The sequence below is a fragment of the Jeotgalibaca sp. MA1X17-3 genome (genome assembly GCF_021513155.1).
GTDB lineage: Bacteria > Bacillota > Bacilli > Lactobacillales > Aerococcaceae > Jeotgalibaca.
This window is the reverse complement of record NZ_CP090983.1, coordinates 1720325-1737916: the sequence shown is the minus strand read 5'-3', so window position 1 is coordinate 1737916 and position 17592 is coordinate 1720325. Positions and strand designations below refer to the sequence as shown.

Here is a 17592-nt window from a genome sequence, read left to right as displayed (position 1 = left end):
ATATGCCATTAAAAATTACTGATACAACAAAGAATGCAAGAATTGCTTTTAACAATATTTCTGCTCAAGATGACGCTACTCCAGAACAGGTAAATGCAGCACTAGAGAATTTTGTTACAGCCGTTTCAGCAGAAAAATGGAATCAAGTCCTTGCTGAACATGAGGAGCTTAAAGACGTGAGTGACAACTCTATTTTACAAGCGCGTGGGATTCATGTTCTCACTGCAAAAGAAACACAATTCTACAATGAAGCGGAAAAGGCAGGCGGATTTGACAAAGACCTCGTATGGCCTGAAACCATTTTAGAACGTGTATTTGAAGACATTCAAGCGGATCGTCCACTATTGAAAATTATTAATTTTGCACCATCTAGTGCGAAAACAAAAATTATTCGTGGTCGTCGTAAAGGAGTAGCCGTTTGGGGTCCGCTTCATAAAGATTTAGAAGGACAATTGGATGCAGAGTTTGGAGCATCTGAATTTACTCAACTTGCTCTAACTGCTTTCTTCTTGATTTCCAATGACACATTGGACTTAGGACCACGTTGGGTAGACCGATTTGTACGTCTTTGCTTACAAGAAGCAATTGCTGAAGCATGGGAAAAAGTAATCATTGCGGGTGACGGAGATGATAAGCCAATTGGTTTATTGAAAGATTTAGATGGATCCGTTACGTTGGGAGTTTATCCAGACAAAGCTTCTGCTGGAACCTTAACGTTTGCAGATTCTGCAACAATGGTAAAAGAGTTAGCTGGAGTAATGACTCGTGCTGCTAAATATAAATACAAAATTAATAAAGAAGATGCAGGAACAGATGAATATCGTAAGGTAAACGGAAAACTTTACTTAATTGTGAATCCAGTAAACTACTATGAGATTGTAGCCCGTGTGACTACTCAAAATGCGAATGGTGCTTTTGTTACCAATCTACCATTTATCTCTCAAGATCGAATTATTGAATCGTTAGATGTTCCAGCTAACAAGTTGATTGCTTTTGTCGAAGGAGAATATGACGCAAGTCAGTCTCGTGCAGAAAAAGTATATGTATATAAAGAAACATTCGCGATGAAGCGTGCAACTCTATATGCAGTAGATTTACTTGGAAATGGTCGTCCTGCTAACAATGATGCTGCTCAAGTTTACGATATCGCGATTCCTACTGATGTTGTTGGTGGTTAAGAAAGGAGATTTATAAATGGCTAAATATGTTGCAGATATTGATTTCAGAGGGTTCAAAGAGAAAAAAGATTTTAAAAAAGGTGACGAGTTTGAAATGAACGTTGAACGTTCAAAAGAAATTGAAACGACTATCTTTAAAAACTTTCCCCATATTAAAAAAGTCATGACCCGTATTGATAACAAGGACGAAACAGACAAAACGGACAAAACAAAATCCTCTAAAAAAGAATAGGAGGGTTCTTATGGTAGAAGATACCAAAAGGGAAATAAATGACGATTTAAGCGATTTAAAAGCATACCTTCACATTGTATCAAGTGAGGATGATACTAACCTAAAATCATTACTAAATACAGCTCATGCTACCTTAAAAAGGTGGTGTGGGTTGTTTGATTTAGAGAATGAAGAAGGCAAGCAGCTTGTTTTTGATTATGTGCGCTATATGCACGCAGGTGCCAGTGAGTATTTTTATAAGAACTTCCAAACACAAATTATCAGTTTTGGTTTTAGCTTGATGGAGGTGCCTGTGGATGATGCGATTCCTAAAACCGAATGAGTTGGTCCAGCAAGTGTATAACGATGGCATTGTCGAACTAAACGAAAAAGTCCCGTCCCTAGACGAATATGAGACTCCGATTCCTGGCCAGTACACCTATGCACTGCAATTAAAATCATGGTGGCGAACATTAGGAATTACCAGTCAAGAGGATCTCAATGCAAAGGCCATTGAAAAGACACTCACCAAAAAAATTGGGGTACCAGGTAATCAAGAAGTGAGTTCGCGGTGGCGCGCCTTTATTGGAACAAGAGAGTTTGAGATTTTTCGTGCTTACTACAATTATAAAAAAGATGAAACAGAAATCAGTCTGGTGGAGGTGGACAAATGAGTAGCAAAAAAGAAATATATGAAATCCTAAAAAAGACAAATATTCCTGTCAGCTATAACGAGTCCACCACTTCTGTTTTACCTAAAATGGTCATGTCGTTTGTATCCAACGTATCAAGTCGCTTAAGTAACAAAAAACACAATCGCTATCTACGCTATCAGGTGATGTATTATTCAGACCGTGCACTCGATGTCGAAACAGATGCGACTTTAATCAACATCGAAACGTTGCTAGAAGAAAGAGGATTTATCACAACAGATTGGATGGAAATCACAGACATCGATATCGACAGTGAAATCGGAAGTTATGATTATCTGATTGAGGTGATTGGATGAAATCCTTTGGTTTTGAAGACGTTCAATCTGATTTAAATAAGTTGGCCAAGAATGCAGAAGATATTAAACCCGAAACAAAGAAGTATGCGATTAAAATGCGCGATCGTGCGCGACAAATTGCACAGTCAAAGAAACTGGTTCGCTCTGGTGCAGGTGTCAGTGGGATTGAAGTGGAAGATACGGAAACAGGAACGGATGTGGGGTGGAGTCAACGCCCCAACTTTCATTTATATTTCCATGAGCTAGGCTTTCATGCACTTGATAATCGACGGGGCAGAATACGATTGAGTAGAAATTCAAAAGGAAAGCGGGCAAGAATTTATTCAAGTAGTAAAGCAACTTACGTTTCTCCGAAACCACACATAAGACCGGCATTTGATGCCATTGAACCAGAATTTTATAAAGCAATTCAAAAAACATTAGAAAAAGGAGTGTCATAAATTTATGGTAGCAACAAAAACGTATGAAAAAAGAACATTATTAACCGGTGTCGGAAACATGTATTTACAAATGATGACAACGGAGGATACACCAGATGTAGCACCAGTCTATGCAGAAACAGTCTACGAAACACCTTCATTAGATAAAGTAGCGGTGGCACTTGAAATTGCAGAAAAAGAAATTTATCTATCAAATAAATTGCACGACAATTTAACGTCTGTTAAGTTTGCCAATATCACAGTGGATGCGGGTTACTTCCCAACTGGATTTGCTGAAGAAGCGCAGGGAATGATTAAAGTTGGGGGCGGTTGGTCCATGCCAACGAATCCAAAGAAAAAACCATTCCGTTTAGCGATTCCGATTACCGATACTGCAGGCGATGAAATCATTTATAACTTTACGAAATGTACCTTAAGTCCTGTCAATATTAATGGCGAAACACAACGTGAAGATATCAGTGAACAATTACGCCAGTACGTTATTAAAGCAGTTGTTCCTGTCTATAAAGGAGACGCTGAAAACGAATTGGTTTACCATCAAATGGATCTCGCTGTTCCTGAAAATAAAACAAAATACGATCGTGACAAATTATTGACTCAAGGATGGTACGACACCGCTACTGCTACTGCAGCACAGAAAGTGGGCGGCTAATCATGTCCGTATTTGTAAAAAGTTTAAAAACGTTTGAATCAGATATTACCGGTGAGCCAAAAAACTACCGGATTAATAATGCGGTTTGGGTCATTCTCAAATCAGATTTCAAGTTGAGTCAGAGCGAATGGGCAGAAGGCTATGGAAAAGATGAAGTGTTGTATGGCGCTAAATTCGTAACGTGTGTGCTAAGAGCAAATGGATTGGAAACAACTGAAGCTGAAGTGATCGAAAACACCAATTCAGTGGATATCATGCGTTTTATCACCAATTATCAAGTGTCTATGTTGGAAAACGAATCAGAAAAGAAAGACGAAGAGGATAAGAGCGAGGGAAAGTAGAGGAGCCCGACTGGGACTTCCTCTATTTTTTGTCGAAAGAATTTTTTAAAATGCCTCTGAACGAGTTCTTATATGATCATGATTTAAATTCACTAGCAGATTTATTAAATCGCCATGCAGAGTTTAATGGGCTACTGCCAGATAAAAATGAAGAAAAAGTAATGGAAACATCTAACCCGAGGGAGTTCTTTTTATAGAACTCTTTTTTTATAATGAGGAGGTGAATAGATGGCATTAAGAAAAGCAGGAATTAGCTTAACGATTGAAGGACAAGCGGCTTATAAGGCGGGCATTACCGATATCAATCGTGAGATGCGTTTGTTAGCACAAGAATCGAAATTGGCAGTCGCTCAATTAGGCACACAGGCTAGTCGCCAAGCAACGTACACAAATGAGATGGATAATTATTCAAAGCGAATCGAAGCGGCAACAGGTAAAACAAAAGTATTGGCCAGTCGTCAAAAAGAATTACCAGGGATTCAAAATCAGTTGAGTAAAAGTTTAAAGACAACCAATGCGGCTTATCAAGATTCTGCCAATAAAACGGAACGTTTAAAGAATAATTACGAACAAATGAGCCAAGCATTAGGACGGAATCACGAAGCAACTCAGGAGGCTAAAAAAGCCTATCAAGATTCGAAGGCTGAAACAAAGCTACTTGGTGATGAAGTAAAATCTTTAGAGAAGTCATTTGCTTCTACAGACAAAGAATTAAAAAATATTCCTTTTTCGCTGAATCAAGCGGAACTAGCAAGTCAAAAATTACGGAATGAAGCGCAAAAGCTACATGAAGAATACAGGAATGCGGGTGGACGATTAGCGGACACTGCAGATAAGTATAGGACCCTTGGCGACACTTTAACACGTACCGGAGATGTCATGAAGGGTGTAGGTTCTTTTGCAACCAAGTTCTTAACCGTTCCTTTGCTTTTAGGAGGAACTGCCGCAATAAAAGCTTCCATTGATTTTGAGAGTGCATTTGCTGGGGTAAAGAAAACAGTTGATGAAGTATATGATAGCAACGGTAAATTAGTTATTTCTTATGCAGATTTATCTCAAGGAATTCGTGATATGGCTAAAAAATTGCCGGCAACGACTACAGAAATATCAGCAGTAGCTGAATCTGCTGGTCAATTAGGAATACAAACGGAAAATGTCTTAACCTTTTCTAAAACCATGATTGATTTAGGAGAATCCACGAATATGGGCGCGACTGAAGCAGCAACTGCTTTAGCTCGTTTCGCAAACATAACCGGACTCAGTCAAGACAAATTTTCTAATTTAGGTTCTGCTATCGTTGATTTAGGGAATAACTTTGCTACTACAGAAGGTGAAATTGTAGCAATGGCGTTACGATTAGCTGGTGCAGGTTCACAAATTGGATTAAGTGAATCAGATATTTTGGGTCTTTCAACAGCATTAAGTTCTGTTGGAATAGAAGCTGAAGCTGGAGGTTCTGCTTTTAGTAAAGTGATGGTGAACATGCAATTAGCCGCTTCTCAAGGTGGCCAAGATTTAGAAGATTTTGCAAACATTGCAGGGATGAGTGCAGCAGATTTCAAAACTGCTTTCGAAACGGATGCAGTTGGTGCCATTGGTGCTTTTGTTCAAGGATTAGGAAAAGCGGAAGAAAAAGGAACAACCGCTATTGAATTATTAGATGAAATGGGTATTAAGGAAGTACGTTTACGCGATGCTTTGCTTCGTGCAGGGAACGCTAGCGAATTGTTTGCAGATGCTGTAGGAACATCTAGTAGAGCATTTGAAGAAAATACAGCTCTAACAGAAGAAGCAAGCAAGCGATATGAAACGACTGAATCTAAATTAAGAATCCTAAAAAACCAAGTAACAGATACAGCCATTGAATTTGGTGGACCTTTAGTTGATGCTTTACGAGATGGATTAACGGCGGCACAACCTCTTATTGAAGGTGCTGGAGATCTAGCAAGAAGGTTCTCTGAAATGGATGAAGAATCTCAACAAGCGGTTATTAAGTTGGGGTTATTTGCATTGGCAGGTGGACCTGTTCTTTCCATGTTGGGAAATATAACGGGTGGTTTAGGAACAGCAAGTCAAGGAGTAGGATCTCTTGTTCAATGGATTGGGAAAATGACTACTCCTAAACTAATAGGAGATACCAGTACAGTGTTTAGTACCATTGCAACTGGTGCAACAACTTCTTCTACACAAGTAGGTACATTGACATCAGTCATTGGTGGGTTGCCTGTGGTGCTAGGTATTGCAGGAGCCGCATTACTTGGGTATACTGCTTGGAAAGTTTGGGGAGAAGATGCTTGGAACTCTGCTCAACGTACGAAAGAATGGGGTACAGATGTTGGCGAAACAGTAGGTAATACACTAAATGAAATTAAAGGATTTAGTGATTCCGCTACCGGTCAATTTAATCTCATGGCACAAGGGGTAAGTGGAAACACGGAAGAAATGTCTGCGAATTTTGCCAGTATGGGAGAAGTTATCGAAAGTAGCTTAAAGGATCGTATCTCTAAACTGGATGAATTAATTGAAGGGCTACCGGATACGGTAAAAACATCATTGGCTAAGATTCTAGAGGAAGATAAGAAGCAAGCAGAATCTTCCTTAGCAATCGTAGAAGAGAATAACGCTCGAATAGCTGAGATAAGAGAAAATGCATCAACTCATAATCGAGAGCTAAGTATTTTAGAGGCATCTATCATTAAAAATATTAATCAAGAATCATCCGAAGCGTATATAAACACCTTAAAAATATCTCAACAAGAAAAGCAAACTATACTGGATGCGATGAATGGCGATGTTGAAAAATCCTCTCAAGAAGAAGCTCGTATTTGGGCACAGAACTTAGGAAAGCAAAGAGCAGAACAAAAAAATCATTATGCAGAACAAAAGAAAGATTACTTAGATGCATTGAAGGAGTTAGGCTATAGCGATGAAGCTTTAAATGAACATGAAAAAATGTGGGACAAAGCAAACAAAGCTACAACGGATGGTATTGACCAACAACTTGCTACTATTGCAGAAAAGTATCCAGAGTTATTAGAGGAAGTTTTCTTTGCAAATGGACAATTAGTGGACGCATCATCAGAGACCGCTAAAGAAATGCTATCTAGTAATCAGAAGATAGTTGAAGGTGCACGTTCCCTTTCAGGAGAAATAGCAGCTGCAGCAGAACGTAATGCAGAAAAGCTGAAATGGATGGGCGACGAAGCCACTCATGCGGGTCAAACATGGAATAATATTATTTTGGATCCTAAAACAGGTGAAGTAAAAAGTAATGTTAGAGAAGTAATTATTGAAGCAGGTAAGGATTCTGCAAAATGGAATGAAATGAGATTCCAACTACAAAATGCTGACCTTGACTCCAACGCAAAACGAATGATAGGGGAAGCTGCCATTGCCAATGGTTGGTGGGATGGGATGTCTTGGGAAGATAAAGAAGCAGTCCTACAAGATGAATTTTCTACAACCATGTATAAAGCTTTAGAAGAAACAGGTAAATGGGACGAATTAAGCCTCCCTGAAAAGAATGCCTTCTTGTACTCTAATACTCCTGAAGTGATGGCTCAAACCATGCTCGATTTAGGGTTGTGGGACGAGTACCAAGCAGAAATAAAAGACTTTGATGCAGACAACTTTGAAATACTAAACGCTATTTCTCAATCAGAAACTGCGTTAGCTGAATACAATCAACTACCACCAGAATTGAAAAAACTGTTAGCAGAAGATCCTTCTACTCTAACGTTTAATGAATCTCAAAAGGCGTTAGAAGATTACAACAAAGTAGGCCCAGACTTAAAGAAACTTCTTGGTGAAAATCAAAATGTTGTATCAAAAATTAGTACGGTTGAAGGAAGGATCAGTAATTACAATCAGAACGTTCATCCTGGTCCGAAACATCTACATGCAACGAGTGATGTTGAAACTGTTGTAGGAAACGCTCGAAATTCGCTAGATGGCATTAACGGGAAAATTGTAAGTACTTATGTAGATACGTACCATCGTTCCTTTATGGATAATATCGTCAGTGGTGCTGCTCCTATCGGGTACTCTGCTGGTACTAATTTTCATCGAGGCGGGGATATGATGGTGAATGACCAAAAAGGACCGCTGTTTGAAGAGTTAGTTTCTTTTCCAGATGGTAGGTCATTTATTCCTAAGGGACGAAACGTGCTCATCCCTGACGCTCCCAGAGGGGCAAAAGTATTGAAAGCTTCTTTAACAAAAAAACAAATTCCAAGATATGCAGGTGGAGTTGGGTATGGGAATCAAAATGAGTTTGCAAGTCCTATAAAACTTATATTAGAAATAAACAATCCAGTTATTCGCGAAGAACAAGATATTGCAAAATTAGTCAATGCAGTTGAAGATAAATTAACACTTAATACAAAGCTCAACCATTTATTTAACAAAGGAAAGGAAGGGACCTATGCCTAAATATAATGAACTAATAATTAATGGACGGTCTACAGGTGACCTTCCATTTTTTTGTGGTGTAGAAGAAAACTCAGCACCTACTCGTGCGGAAAAGAAGAACAAATATTACGATTTGGAAATGGCGAACGGGGTAGCCATTCAAACCGTGGAAGCATGGAAAGCTGTCACAAAAGCATATCGTTTCTATTTACACGAAGCGACAAAGAATGACGTACGTAAACTCAAAGCGTTTATTGGTTATACGGGATGGTTTACTCCTTCTGATGATCCAGATATTCGTTATATATTCGTAAATGCCTTATTCGATTCTGAACCATTGGATGAATTTAATGGATACACGGTCACTGTAACCTTTACATGTGAACCGTTTGAATATGAATCTGAAACAACAGGTGTATTAGGTAACAGTATCGTTAATCATACAAATGCTCCCATGTATCCAAAACTGACACTCACTGGAAATGCTAATTCTAGTTTATTCGTTCAGATTGGTAATCAAAAAATGACCTTCACAAAAGGGATCATGGGAACTGTAACAGTAGAATGTAAACACGGTTTACAAGATGTTCAAACGGGAGCTGGCAAAAGTATTAATAGTCAGGTGCGCGGTCCTTTTTTTGAAGTTGTTCCGGGAGAACATGCTGTTTCAAAAAGTCCTGGTATAACAAACATTCAAATTCTCAACCGTTGGGGGTGGTCTTGATTGCTCTATCTTTATGGCAAACATGCTTCTGATTTTACAACTAATGGTGATCCTATTCGTCATTCTTATGATGAACATGTCGTACGATACGAAGGTTTTTATTTATCTTTTAAACTTCTTCTTGATAAAGAGGAACAATATAAAACGATACACAAAGAAATGATTATAAGTGCTTTAACTCCTGAAGGACGAAATCAATTCCGTGTATATGATACCTGGAAACGAGATACATACTTGGAAATCATGGCCGTACAACTGATGTATGACTTTGACAATAAGCAAGTGAACCCTTTTAAGCTAAAAAAAGCAAATGGGAAACAAGTTATTCAAAGTTTTCAAAATTCATTTAAATCTTCACTTGGTACCTTTACATTAGATTCCCCTGTAACAGAACTGCATGATTTTTCTACGAATGATGAAGATGATAATACTCTCAATCATAATGCTTTGGAAATTCTAAATCGTATTACTAAACGTTGGGATAGCGAACTAATGTTAAACGGGTTTGACATTCGGATGATTAAGCGATTGGGAGAAAAAACTGATGCACTTTTGTATGAAAAGAAAAACATTTCTGAATTTGAAGATGAATCCACTATGAGAGGAATGGCTACTCGAATTCATGCTACGAGTACATTTCGTGCCGAAGGTAGAGAAGAGGATACCACTATTTCCGTAACTGTAGATAGTCCGTTGCTTGACGAGTACGCACAAGTTTATGAAAAATCTTATATGAACAACGACTGTCATACAGAAGCTGAATTAATTGATTGGGTGAAATTAAAATACAACACTCAAAACATTGATAAGCCAAAACGAACGATAAGGGTCTCGACTAATATCATTGATGGCACTGAAATAAATTATGGGGATGATTTAGTCCTTAAATATTTAGTCCATGATGTAGACGAGATTATTCGTTGTGTAGGATATGATTATGATCCAATAAGGGCTACCTATTACAGTGTTACTTTAGGTGACTGGAAAGATTCCTTTCTCAATACCATTACAGGAAGCATTATTGATACGACTGACAAAGAATTGGAACAAATAAAAAATAATATCGCATATGTTGGAATGGCTGCAAACGGGAAAAATCGGAACGCTTGGGGACCACATCCAGTACCAAATCCTATTAATGGAGATCAATGGTTTTACTTCGAATGGGAACGTCCAAATGAAATTGAATTAAGAATTTATCAAGACGGCGAATGGATTCCGATTAGGTTTGCAAGTAAGCAAGAAGTGGAACAAGCCCAAGCAACCGCCGACCAAGCGAAACAGGACGCCATCAAAGCACATGATGACGCAGTCCTGGAAGCCGAACGATTGGTTTCTGAACAAAAAGTGATTTTTGAAGGCAGTCTGAACGCACAACAAGAAGAAATTAACGGTATATCTAAAAAGGCGGACGAAACACAGGCAGAAATCGAAAATGCAATCACGAGTTCTGGTTTCAAAGACTTGACAGAAGGTCTTGTTAGCGTAAAAGAGAATAGCACGAAGGCGACACAAGCTCTAAGCCAAGCGGAAAGCGCCTTTTTAGGAACGGAAGCAGCACAAGGGGATGCAAATAGAGCGATTACCAATGCACAACTAGCGTTGAAAAGTTTTGAAAGCCTAGATGGAAGAAACTTGTATCTTGAATCTACCGAGTTAAAGAATCGTGTTATAAACGTTGAGGGTATTTTAGTCACGAATGACTTTTATAACACATCTGACTACATTCGAGTGTACGCTGGGGAAACGTATGTGTTCCAAGATTATAGCGGAGTGCTTGATGCGTTTAGAATATCCTCATACGATGCGTACACAAGCGACTTTATCGAGAGGGTTTCCATTAGTAAAGACGGTGGGACGTATACAGTACCGTCAGGTGTTTCTCATATTCGAGCAAGCATATCGTCAAAAGGACCATCAAAGATTGAAAAAGGCACAGTTCCATCTGGCTACACACAAGCTCCCGAAGATATCAAGGTGAGTATCACAAATATCAATGGAGAACTTGCCCAAAAAGTTAGCCAATCTGTTTTTGATACATTAAATAGTCGTGTTAGTACACACGATACTTCCATAACGCAAAATAAGAATCAAATTGCATTAAAAGCTAACCAAACAGAAGTGGACACGTTGAGTGGCACGGTGGCGACAAATAAAACTTCTATCAGCACCAATGCAAGTGCAATTAAATTAAAAGCAAGCCAATCTTTTGTAGACCTTTTGAACGGAAAAGTAGATTCAAACACGGCAACGCTCAATGTTCAGTCGGATGCTATTGCATTAAAAGCAAGTCAAACAAGCGTGAACACAGTAGACAAAAAAGTTTCCACAAACGCTGCTCAAATTTTACTAAACACAAACGCCATAACATCTAAAGTTAGCTCAGTGGATGTGGAGGATATACTCACAGGAAAACAGTATGTCAATGAAACGAAACTTACGCAAACAGCTAACGGTTTTACCACATCCATTACACAACTAAGTTCTAAAGTGGACAGTTTGGACGCTCGAAACTTGTACGTTGATTCTACGGAACAAGTTGGACGTGTGTTAGATTCAACAGGTGGTACAGAATTAAATAGTTTTTACAGTACATCTAACTTCATCCGAGTTTATGCTGGTGAAACATACACCTTTCAAGTGCATAGTGGTTCGCTAGATACGTTTAGGGTTAGCCAGTATGATTTAAACACATCAACCGACTTCAAAAGGCGAGTGGGAGTTTCTGTAAACGATGGGAAACTGGTTATTCCTAGTGATGTTACACATATTCGAGTAAGTAAACAATCAGGAAGTAAAGTAAAAGTAGAGAGAAGCTCGGTATTATCCGAATGGACACCTGCTCCTGAAGACGTTACGACATTAGACAAATATACAACCATAGTTGCAACGATTGACGGAATGCAGACAACAGTTGCAAACAAGGCAGAACAATCACAGGTTACACAATTAGCGAACGCCATTCAAAATAAGGTTACAAGCGAACAAATGGAAACTCGCTTCACACAAACCGCGAATAGCTTTAACTTGCGAATCAACTCTTTGGATAAACGGAACTTATATATAACATCAACCGAAACAAAAGACTTTGTTCTAAGCTCAGATGGAACATTATCTGCATTTACTGGTTACGGAACATCTCACTATATTCGAGTGTACGCTGGCGAAACGGTTTGTTTCAAAGATCATGAAGGTTCGCTAGACACATTCCGAGTAGGTTTGTACGATTTATCAACTTCGGTAGTATTTATCGAAAGGAAATTAATCTCAAAGAGCGTTGGAAAATTAGTAGTACCGTCAGGTGTCACGCACATTCGGGTATCACGATTATTACGAGGGAATGTGAAAGTAGAAAACAACGACACATGGACCGAATGGACACCGGCTCCTGAAGATGTGGCGGATAAAAATACACTGATCGCTCAAATAAACTTGTCAGAAGAAGGCGCATTGGTCCAAGGGAAGAAAATTATTCTCGATGGTGATGTCCAGATGACCAATGCGTATGTGAACAAATTGAACGTGAACACACTTTCTGCAATCACTGCAAATATCACGTCTATTCGTTCTCAGGTGCTAGTAACCAACAGTGTCACGTCAACTCATGTGAAAGCAGATAGCGCCATGATTGATAATTTGTTCGCAACTACTGCATTGGTAGAACAATTGACTGCTAAGACTGCTTTCATCAACAGTATAAAGGCGATTGATATTAGCGCTGATAGGATTACAACAGGAACGTTGAACGCTTCAAACGTGAATATTATTAACTTGAATGTAAGCAAGCTAGTCGGAAACACTTCTGATTTTGTGAAATCAAGTTGGAACGGTATTTCCACACAAGTTCAAATTGATAGCACTGGTATTACTGCCACAGATTCAAGTGGAATTACTGCAAGCATGACTTCTGGTGGTGAGTTTATCAGTCGTGCTGGAGGGATGGATGGTTCTCAAAGTTATATGCGTAACGGACGACTGTACTTCCGTGATACAGATGGAGTTGCCACGCTAAACGTTGGCGCTCATCCAATCGTTGGGGAAGGAAAACAACGTGGATCGATAGCGGTAGCAAGGGCGGAGAAACTATTCATTGGACGATTTAGCGACTATTTAATCTCAAACCCTAACGCCTCTGTTAACCCTTATATCTCGCTAGAGTATAAAGGGACAACACAGGGTGACGAAAGTTTAGGGTATGTGAAAGTTCACAAAGATTTATCAATGAATGGAAAGGCAATTACGGATGTTCAGGATGTTTCAGGTTATGAAAATTCTGTTTGGTCGACTTATGGAAGGCTGTCATTGGGTGCATCCAACCCATCAACTGGTAATATTTATAAAACGCTACAAGTCGGATATGCCAATACGAGAAGTTATGGAAACATTGAAATGATGCCAGGGTACAAGGTAACTGAATCGTCTGATAGAAGATGGAAGAATATACTACAAACAACCACGACACAAGGGTTAAAAGAAATTAACAAACTAACCCTTGTAGACTTCACATGGAAAAATGGAGTAGGTGGGGTTCAACTCGGACTAATTGCACAAGATAGTCCATTCCTAGCGGTTGTGGGGGAAGATGGCTATTACGGTCTTGATGGTATGAAACATAGAATGTTAAATACATTAGGAATACAGGAACTAGATTCCAAAGTGAATTGTGTTCACACATTCGTCAACCAACACGAACTAGAAATTAAAAACTTGAAGAAACGAATAACAGAACTGGAGGAGTTAGTCGCATGAAAAAAATGGTGTTACAAAAACAAGAAGCCAAACCACTGGTGGAATTTTTACAAGGATTGGTTTTAAAAAACAAGATTAGTCGATTGAGAAACAAGTTGATTAAAAATCTATCAACCATCACACAAGAGTTAGAAGAAGAACGAGTGGAACTCGTAAAAGAACATTCCGAAAAGGACGAACAAGGCGAACCGATTATTGAGAATGAACAGTACAAGGTTTTTGATATGGAAGCACTAAACGAGCAGGTTCAAGAGTTATTCGCAGAAGAAGTGGCAATCGAAACAGGAGAATATTCTTCAAACTTTCAACCACTGTTTGAACATCTTGATTCAGAAGATTTTGATATGGAGTTATCGGGTATTGAAGCGAACCGATATGATCGCTTATTGGATATCTGGGAAAATGCACAAACACAAACTGAGGAGGAATTATAATATGAACGAACTAACAGGAGTACAAGTAAAATACATTTTGGTACAAGCGAACACAGGTGGCGAAGAAGAACGGAAACAAGCGGTATTCTACAATGAATACAATAACAGTCTAACAACCGTAGAAAACGTGAACCAAGCTACTAAATTTGATGAACTAGAGATGGTACAAGGTGTGGCTAGCTTGCAGAATCAAATGGCGGTTATTTTTGGAAAACCATTCACATATTCCGTTGTGAAAGAAGAAATCACACGCACCGTAGTCGAATAACAAAATAAAGCACTCTTTCAACAGGGTGCTTTTACTTTTTTAGAAAGGACGTGAACCATGCCAGATGTCGATTGGGTAGACTTCATATTAAAACTAGGAGCAGTGTCAAGTGCTGCTACTGGAGTAGTACGATTGATTATTGGTTTTTATAAAAAGTATATAACTGATCCGTACAATAGCATTGCACAAAAAATGCAAAATGAAAACAATCGAAATATGCAAGATAGTATTACACCACTCACTACTGCTATTGACCGATTAAATCATCTATTGGAAGATAGTCAAGCAGATAGGAAAATTATTCATGGAAAGATAGATGTGCAAGAAGATATTGTAGATAACCATGAAATCAGAATCACTGTTTTAGAAGATTGGCGAAAGGATGGAAGAAATGGAAAATGAAATTATGCAAATGGTAATAGTGGCACTGGCATCTGCACCAATTGTTAGTGGAATAACCAATAAGATTAAAGAAAATACAGGCATTGAGAAGATAGAGGTTATTTTAACAGCTATTTTGGTAGGTGTGGCACTCTTTGGAGCAGTTGCTTACTTGAGAGATTACCCACTTGTTGAGAGTGTTTTAATGGGTATATTAAGTGGTTTCGCAAGTGTTGGAGCGTTCGAATCTGTTAAGCAGACGAAAGGGGAATAGGTAAATGGAAACTATCAATAAGAGTATCTTTAAAGGAATTGCAGGAGCAAGAGGAGCAAATCCGACGATGGCAATTATCCATAACGATTATGGAGCCATGACACCAGAAGCATATGCGGAATGGTTGCAGCGTAGGTATGATCGTGGCGATTCTGAATTAGGATTTGCACATTATTATGGAAATAGACATGCCATGCTCCGATGTGAAGATACATTCATGCGTGCCTATCATGCTGGAAATGCAACAGGGAATACGTGGGCATTGGGATATGAAGTATGTGAGTCCTATGATGAACAGTATGTGAAAGTAGATGATGCAACGTTTATCTTGAATGAAAATGCAGTATTGAAACAAGTTGCAGAGGATTTCCATTTCTATGGATTGAAACCGAATCGTCAAACAATCAGATTACATAAAGAGTTTGCTGATACCAGTTGCCCACACCGTTCATGGAAATTACACGGACGCTCCGTCAATAGCGTCAAAGACTACTTTATCGCCAAAGTGAAACATTATATGTCTTTAGGGAAAACAGTGGAAGAAATCAATCTAAATGAAAATAAAAAACCGGTGAAAGTGGAGGTCGAAGAAAGAATGATCATGTTATCGAACTTTAGAAATGCAAATGTATACAAAATACCAAACTTTGATGGGGAGTATGTAAATACAAAATCGAAGAAAAGTTCCATTAAGGCTTCCTTCTATGCATACGGAGAACACGATAAAGAAGGAAATAGTGTGTGGCTATTAATCGACAAGGGTACAAAATACGAAGGGTATATACACAGTAACAACTTCCTTTCCATTCGTTCCAATGAAATTTACCAAGAAAAGAAATAAAGTAAAATTCTACTCTATTAGTGGAGGGCAAACTTTTTAATAGTTCACCTTTTCGTTTTTTTCATGCATAATGAAGGTAATGAATTTCGAAGAGGTGTAGTTTATGGAGGATTTTCTAGAAAAAATTAGTTATTTATATCCTGTTTCTAATGAACGGGCAACACTTGGAAACCCTATTGTAGTTTTTACTTTTGATGAATTACCTTGTAACTATGTCATTTATTTTAAAGCTGTTCTATTTGAGTTATTTATCTCTAAGAAATACACTATAAATATAAAGTTGGAGAATGAGGTTGGAAGAACACTCCATAACAGTGATGTAAATTTTAAATTAGAAGAAGAAAACTTATCTCGTCAACCAAAAGAGGATAGAGCCTCAAGTACCGTACAAATAGAAATGCCTCTTTCTGTTACCGAAGTTGGTAGGTACAGAGCGGTCTTTATGCTAAAAGATTTAAATGGGACAGGCCTCGATAGCATCTCTACCTACATTGAGTTTGAACTACGTGGAGATTACGCTCATGGAGAATAATCAAGAGTCAAATATAACTATACTTAAAAACGATTTTTTAACATCACAAGGACCTTTGAGTAAGTTAACGATAAATCCAAACGCAACGCAAAATGAACCTATAAAAATAGAGGAGGAAAAAAACATGCCTCAATCTTATGTAACGGAGAAAGACTTGGAACGACTAGAAGATAAAATAGATTTAAAGATTAAAGTAGCGATTCAGCCTCTAGAAGGTAAAATTGATACCCTTCAAACAACTTTAAATGGTAAGTTTGAAACAATGGAAGAAAAAATGAAAAATTTATTTTTAGAACAAAAAATAGAATTGCAGAAAGAACGCAAAGAAAATATTAAATGGATTGTCGGAACTGGTATAGCAATCGTCTCAGTTATTATTGCTTATTTTTCAATAGTCTAACGAACAGAAGCCTACTCTCTTCATTGAGGTAGGCTTATTTTTTATGCCTTCTTATGCACCTGGTACAACTCCGAAAGTAACATCTTATTATCAAACGCATGATCAATCAATGCCTCAAACACTTTATACAATCTCTCGTCCTCTTCTGTATACGTGCTATCTCCCAATATTTTCAACTCATCTTGCGTATATCTATAGAAGGAACGTGTAAAGGCATTGTATTTATTGGTTTCCATAACCGAAGTGTTCACCATCCTGATATGTTCTTCTAACAATCGGTTGATAATTGCTTCAGGAGAGGTTTGATAGTGCAGGGCAAGGTTCTGTAGCCGCAACAAATTTTCCCTTTTTATTGATATCGCTATATTAATCGTTTCGTTTTGTTCTTCCATATCTGTCCTCCCACATAATAAGTTAGTAAGCATACTGTAAATTCTACCATTTGGTAGTATCTTTTTATAGTTTTATTTTTTCATCGTAACTCATACAGGCTATATCGGTTGCTCACCCGCGAGAAATATTTCGAGAAGCAGTACGTTATTCTGCCGCACGTATCATTATTGCGCACAACCATCCATCTGGAAATCCTGAACCATCGGAAGCAGATTTAGTTTTTACTCGTAGAATGGTGGAGTGCGGTGAGATGATGGGCATTGATTTATTAGATCATTTTATCATTGGATCCGATACGTTTCTAAGCCTAAAAGAGTACGGTATAATTTAAATGCAAAAAAGATTTGCTTTATTA

20 protein-coding genes and 1 pseudogene are annotated in these 17592 nt (G+C 38.3%); 20 read left to right on the top strand and 1 reads right to left on the bottom strand.

Annotated elements, in window-relative coordinates; all coding sequences use genetic code 11:
* Positions 1-2 precede the first annotated feature (2 nt).
* The 19 genes from LZ578_RS08645 to LZ578_RS08555 all read left to right on the top strand — a co-directional run bounded on the left by LZ578_RS08645 (position 3) and on the right by LZ578_RS08555 (position 16844).
* Positions 3-1178 (top strand): phage major capsid protein, encoded by a 1176-nt coding sequence (locus LZ578_RS08645; RefSeq protein WP_235144774.1) that lies wholly within the window; start codon positions 3-5, stop codon positions 1176-1178.
* 16 nt (positions 1179-1194) lie between these two features.
* Positions 1195-1410, top strand: a complete 216-nt coding sequence (locus LZ578_RS08640; RefSeq protein ID WP_235144773.1) for a hypothetical protein — start codon at positions 1195-1197, stop codon at positions 1408-1410.
* Positions 1411-1420: 10 nt separating this feature from the next.
* Positions 1421-1732, top strand: a complete 312-nt coding sequence (locus tag LZ578_RS08635; RefSeq protein WP_235144772.1) for a head-tail connector protein — start codon at positions 1421-1423, stop codon at positions 1730-1732.
* A complete protein-coding gene (locus tag LZ578_RS08630) occupies positions 1707-2063 on the top strand; it encodes a hypothetical protein (RefSeq protein WP_235144771.1) in 357 nt (118 codons plus the stop codon). The genes LZ578_RS08635 and LZ578_RS08630 overlap by 26 nt, the downstream gene beginning before the upstream one ends.
* A complete protein-coding gene (locus tag LZ578_RS08625) occupies positions 2060-2398 on the top strand; it encodes a hypothetical protein (protein WP_235144770.1) in 339 nt (112 codons plus the stop codon). The genes LZ578_RS08630 and LZ578_RS08625 overlap by 4 nt, the downstream gene beginning before the upstream one ends.
* The gene (locus tag LZ578_RS08620) at positions 2395-2838 is read left to right on the top strand and encodes a hypothetical protein (protein WP_235144769.1); all 444 of its coding nucleotides are present in this window, start codon (positions 2395-2397) and stop codon (positions 2836-2838) included. Before LZ578_RS08625 ends, LZ578_RS08620 begins: the two co-directional genes overlap by 4 nt.
* Positions 2839-2842: 4 nt before the next feature.
* Positions 2843-3490 carry a hypothetical protein gene (locus tag LZ578_RS08615; RefSeq protein ID WP_235144768.1) on the top strand — a complete coding sequence of 216 codons (648 nt, stop codon included), beginning with the start codon at positions 2843-2845 and terminating at the stop codon, positions 3488-3490.
* A 2-nt stretch (positions 3491-3492) separates the two neighbouring features.
* On the top strand, positions 3493-3831 hold the full coding sequence (locus LZ578_RS08610; RefSeq protein ID WP_235144767.1) for a hypothetical protein: 339 nt from the start codon (positions 3493-3495) through the stop codon (positions 3829-3831).
* Between the two features lie 29 nt (positions 3832-3860).
* Positions 3861-4028: a hypothetical protein gene (locus LZ578_RS08605; RefSeq protein ID WP_235144766.1), complete on the top strand. Its 168-nt coding sequence runs from the start codon at positions 3861-3863 to the stop codon at positions 4026-4028.
* A gap of 31 nt (positions 4029-4059) precedes the next feature.
* Positions 4060-8262, top strand: coding sequence for a phage tail tape measure protein (locus LZ578_RS08600; RefSeq protein WP_235144765.1), 4203 nt, complete (start codon positions 4060-4062; stop codon positions 8260-8262).
* Positions 8255-8965: a hypothetical protein gene (locus LZ578_RS08595; RefSeq protein WP_235144764.1), complete on the top strand. Its 711-nt coding sequence runs from the start codon at positions 8255-8257 to the stop codon at positions 8963-8965. The genes LZ578_RS08600 and LZ578_RS08595 overlap by 8 nt, the downstream gene beginning before the upstream one ends.
* Entirely contained in the window at positions 8966-13714 is a 4749-nt protein-coding gene (locus LZ578_RS08590) for a tail fiber domain-containing protein (RefSeq protein WP_235144763.1), read from the top strand.
* Complete coding sequence (locus LZ578_RS08585) at positions 13711-14148, top strand: DUF1617 family protein (protein ID WP_235144762.1); 438 nt, start codon at positions 13711-13713, stop codon at positions 14146-14148. The genes LZ578_RS08590 and LZ578_RS08585 overlap by 4 nt, the downstream gene beginning before the upstream one ends.
* Before the next feature lies 1 nt (position 14149).
* Entirely contained in the window at positions 14150-14416 is a 267-nt protein-coding gene (locus tag LZ578_RS08580; protein WP_235144761.1) for a hypothetical protein, read from the top strand.
* 57 nt (positions 14417-14473) lie between these two features.
* Positions 14474-14818: a hypothetical protein gene (locus tag LZ578_RS08575; RefSeq protein WP_235144760.1), complete on the top strand. Its 345-nt coding sequence runs from the start codon at positions 14474-14476 to the stop codon at positions 14816-14818.
* On the top strand, positions 14799-15071 hold the full coding sequence (locus LZ578_RS08570) for a hypothetical protein (RefSeq protein ID WP_235144759.1): 273 nt from the start codon (positions 14799-14801) through the stop codon (positions 15069-15071). Before LZ578_RS08575 ends, LZ578_RS08570 begins: the two co-directional genes overlap by 20 nt.
* 4 nt (positions 15072-15075) lie before the next feature.
* Positions 15076-15912 (top strand): N-acetylmuramoyl-L-alanine amidase, encoded by an 837-nt coding sequence (locus LZ578_RS08565; RefSeq protein ID WP_235144758.1) that lies wholly within the window; start codon positions 15076-15078, stop codon positions 15910-15912.
* A gap of 103 nt (positions 15913-16015) precedes the next feature.
* Complete coding sequence (locus LZ578_RS08560; RefSeq protein WP_235144757.1) at positions 16016-16444, top strand: hypothetical protein; 429 nt, start codon at positions 16016-16018, stop codon at positions 16442-16444.
* Complete coding sequence (locus LZ578_RS08555) at positions 16434-16844, top strand: hypothetical protein (protein WP_235144756.1); 411 nt, start codon at positions 16434-16436, stop codon at positions 16842-16844. The genes LZ578_RS08560 and LZ578_RS08555 overlap by 11 nt, the downstream gene beginning before the upstream one ends.
* 41 nt (positions 16845-16885) lie before the next feature.
* Here LZ578_RS08555 and LZ578_RS08550 read toward each other — a convergent pair whose 3' ends face one another.
* Positions 16886-17236 (bottom strand): hypothetical protein, encoded by a 351-nt coding sequence (locus LZ578_RS08550; RefSeq protein ID WP_235144755.1) that lies wholly within the window; start codon positions 17234-17236, stop codon positions 16886-16888.
* Positions 17237-17340: 104 nt separating this feature from the next.
* Between LZ578_RS08550 and LZ578_RS08545 the strand changes: the two are divergent.
* A pseudogene (locus LZ578_RS08545) lies at positions 17341-17568 on the top strand (JAB domain-containing protein); the annotation flags it as partial.
* Between the last annotated feature and the right edge of the window lie 24 nt (positions 17569-17592).

Coding starts and splice junctions, on each gene's coding strand:
- LZ578_RS08615 (WP_235144768.1), top strand. CDS start 2,843: ATGGTAGCAACAAAAACGTATGAAAAAAGAACATTATTAACCGGTGTC.
- LZ578_RS08645 (WP_235144774.1), top strand. CDS start 3: ATGCCATTAAAAATTACTGATACAACAAAGAATGCAAGAATTGCTTTT.
- LZ578_RS08630 (WP_235144771.1), top strand. CDS start 1,707: ATGATGCGATTCCTAAAACCGAATGAGTTGGTCCAGCAAGTGTATAAC.
- LZ578_RS08565 (WP_235144758.1), top strand. CDS start 15,076: ATGGAAACTATCAATAAGAGTATCTTTAAAGGAATTGCAGGAGCAAGA.
- LZ578_RS08580 (WP_235144761.1), top strand. CDS start 14,150: ATGAACGAACTAACAGGAGTACAAGTAAAATACATTTTGGTACAAGCG.
- LZ578_RS08575 (WP_235144760.1), top strand. CDS start 14,474: ATGCCAGATGTCGATTGGGTAGACTTCATATTAAAACTAGGAGCAGTG.
- LZ578_RS08550 (WP_235144755.1), bottom strand. CDS start 17,236: ATGGAAGAACAAAACGAAACGATTAATATAGCGATATCAATAAAAAGG.
- LZ578_RS08640 (WP_235144773.1), top strand. CDS start 1,195: ATGGCTAAATATGTTGCAGATATTGATTTCAGAGGGTTCAAAGAGAAA.
- LZ578_RS08610 (WP_235144767.1), top strand. CDS start 3,493: ATGTCCGTATTTGTAAAAAGTTTAAAAACGTTTGAATCAGATATTACC.
- LZ578_RS08625 (WP_235144770.1), top strand. CDS start 2,060: ATGAGTAGCAAAAAAGAAATATATGAAATCCTAAAAAAGACAAATATT.
- LZ578_RS08635 (WP_235144772.1), top strand. CDS start 1,421: ATGGTAGAAGATACCAAAAGGGAAATAAATGACGATTTAAGCGATTTA.
- LZ578_RS08620 (WP_235144769.1), top strand. CDS start 2,395: ATGAAATCCTTTGGTTTTGAAGACGTTCAATCTGATTTAAATAAGTTG.
- LZ578_RS08595 (WP_235144764.1), top strand. CDS start 8,255: ATGCCTAAATATAATGAACTAATAATTAATGGACGGTCTACAGGTGAC.
- LZ578_RS08585 (WP_235144762.1), top strand. CDS start 13,711: ATGAAAAAAATGGTGTTACAAAAACAAGAAGCCAAACCACTGGTGGAA.
- LZ578_RS08555 (WP_235144756.1), top strand. CDS start 16,434: ATGGAGAATAATCAAGAGTCAAATATAACTATACTTAAAAACGATTTT.
- LZ578_RS08560 (WP_235144757.1), top strand. CDS start 16,016: ATGGAGGATTTTCTAGAAAAAATTAGTTATTTATATCCTGTTTCTAAT.
- LZ578_RS08570 (WP_235144759.1), top strand. CDS start 14,799: ATGGAAGAAATGGAAAATGAAATTATGCAAATGGTAATAGTGGCACTG.
- LZ578_RS08600 (WP_235144765.1), top strand. CDS start 4,060: ATGGCATTAAGAAAAGCAGGAATTAGCTTAACGATTGAAGGACAAGCG.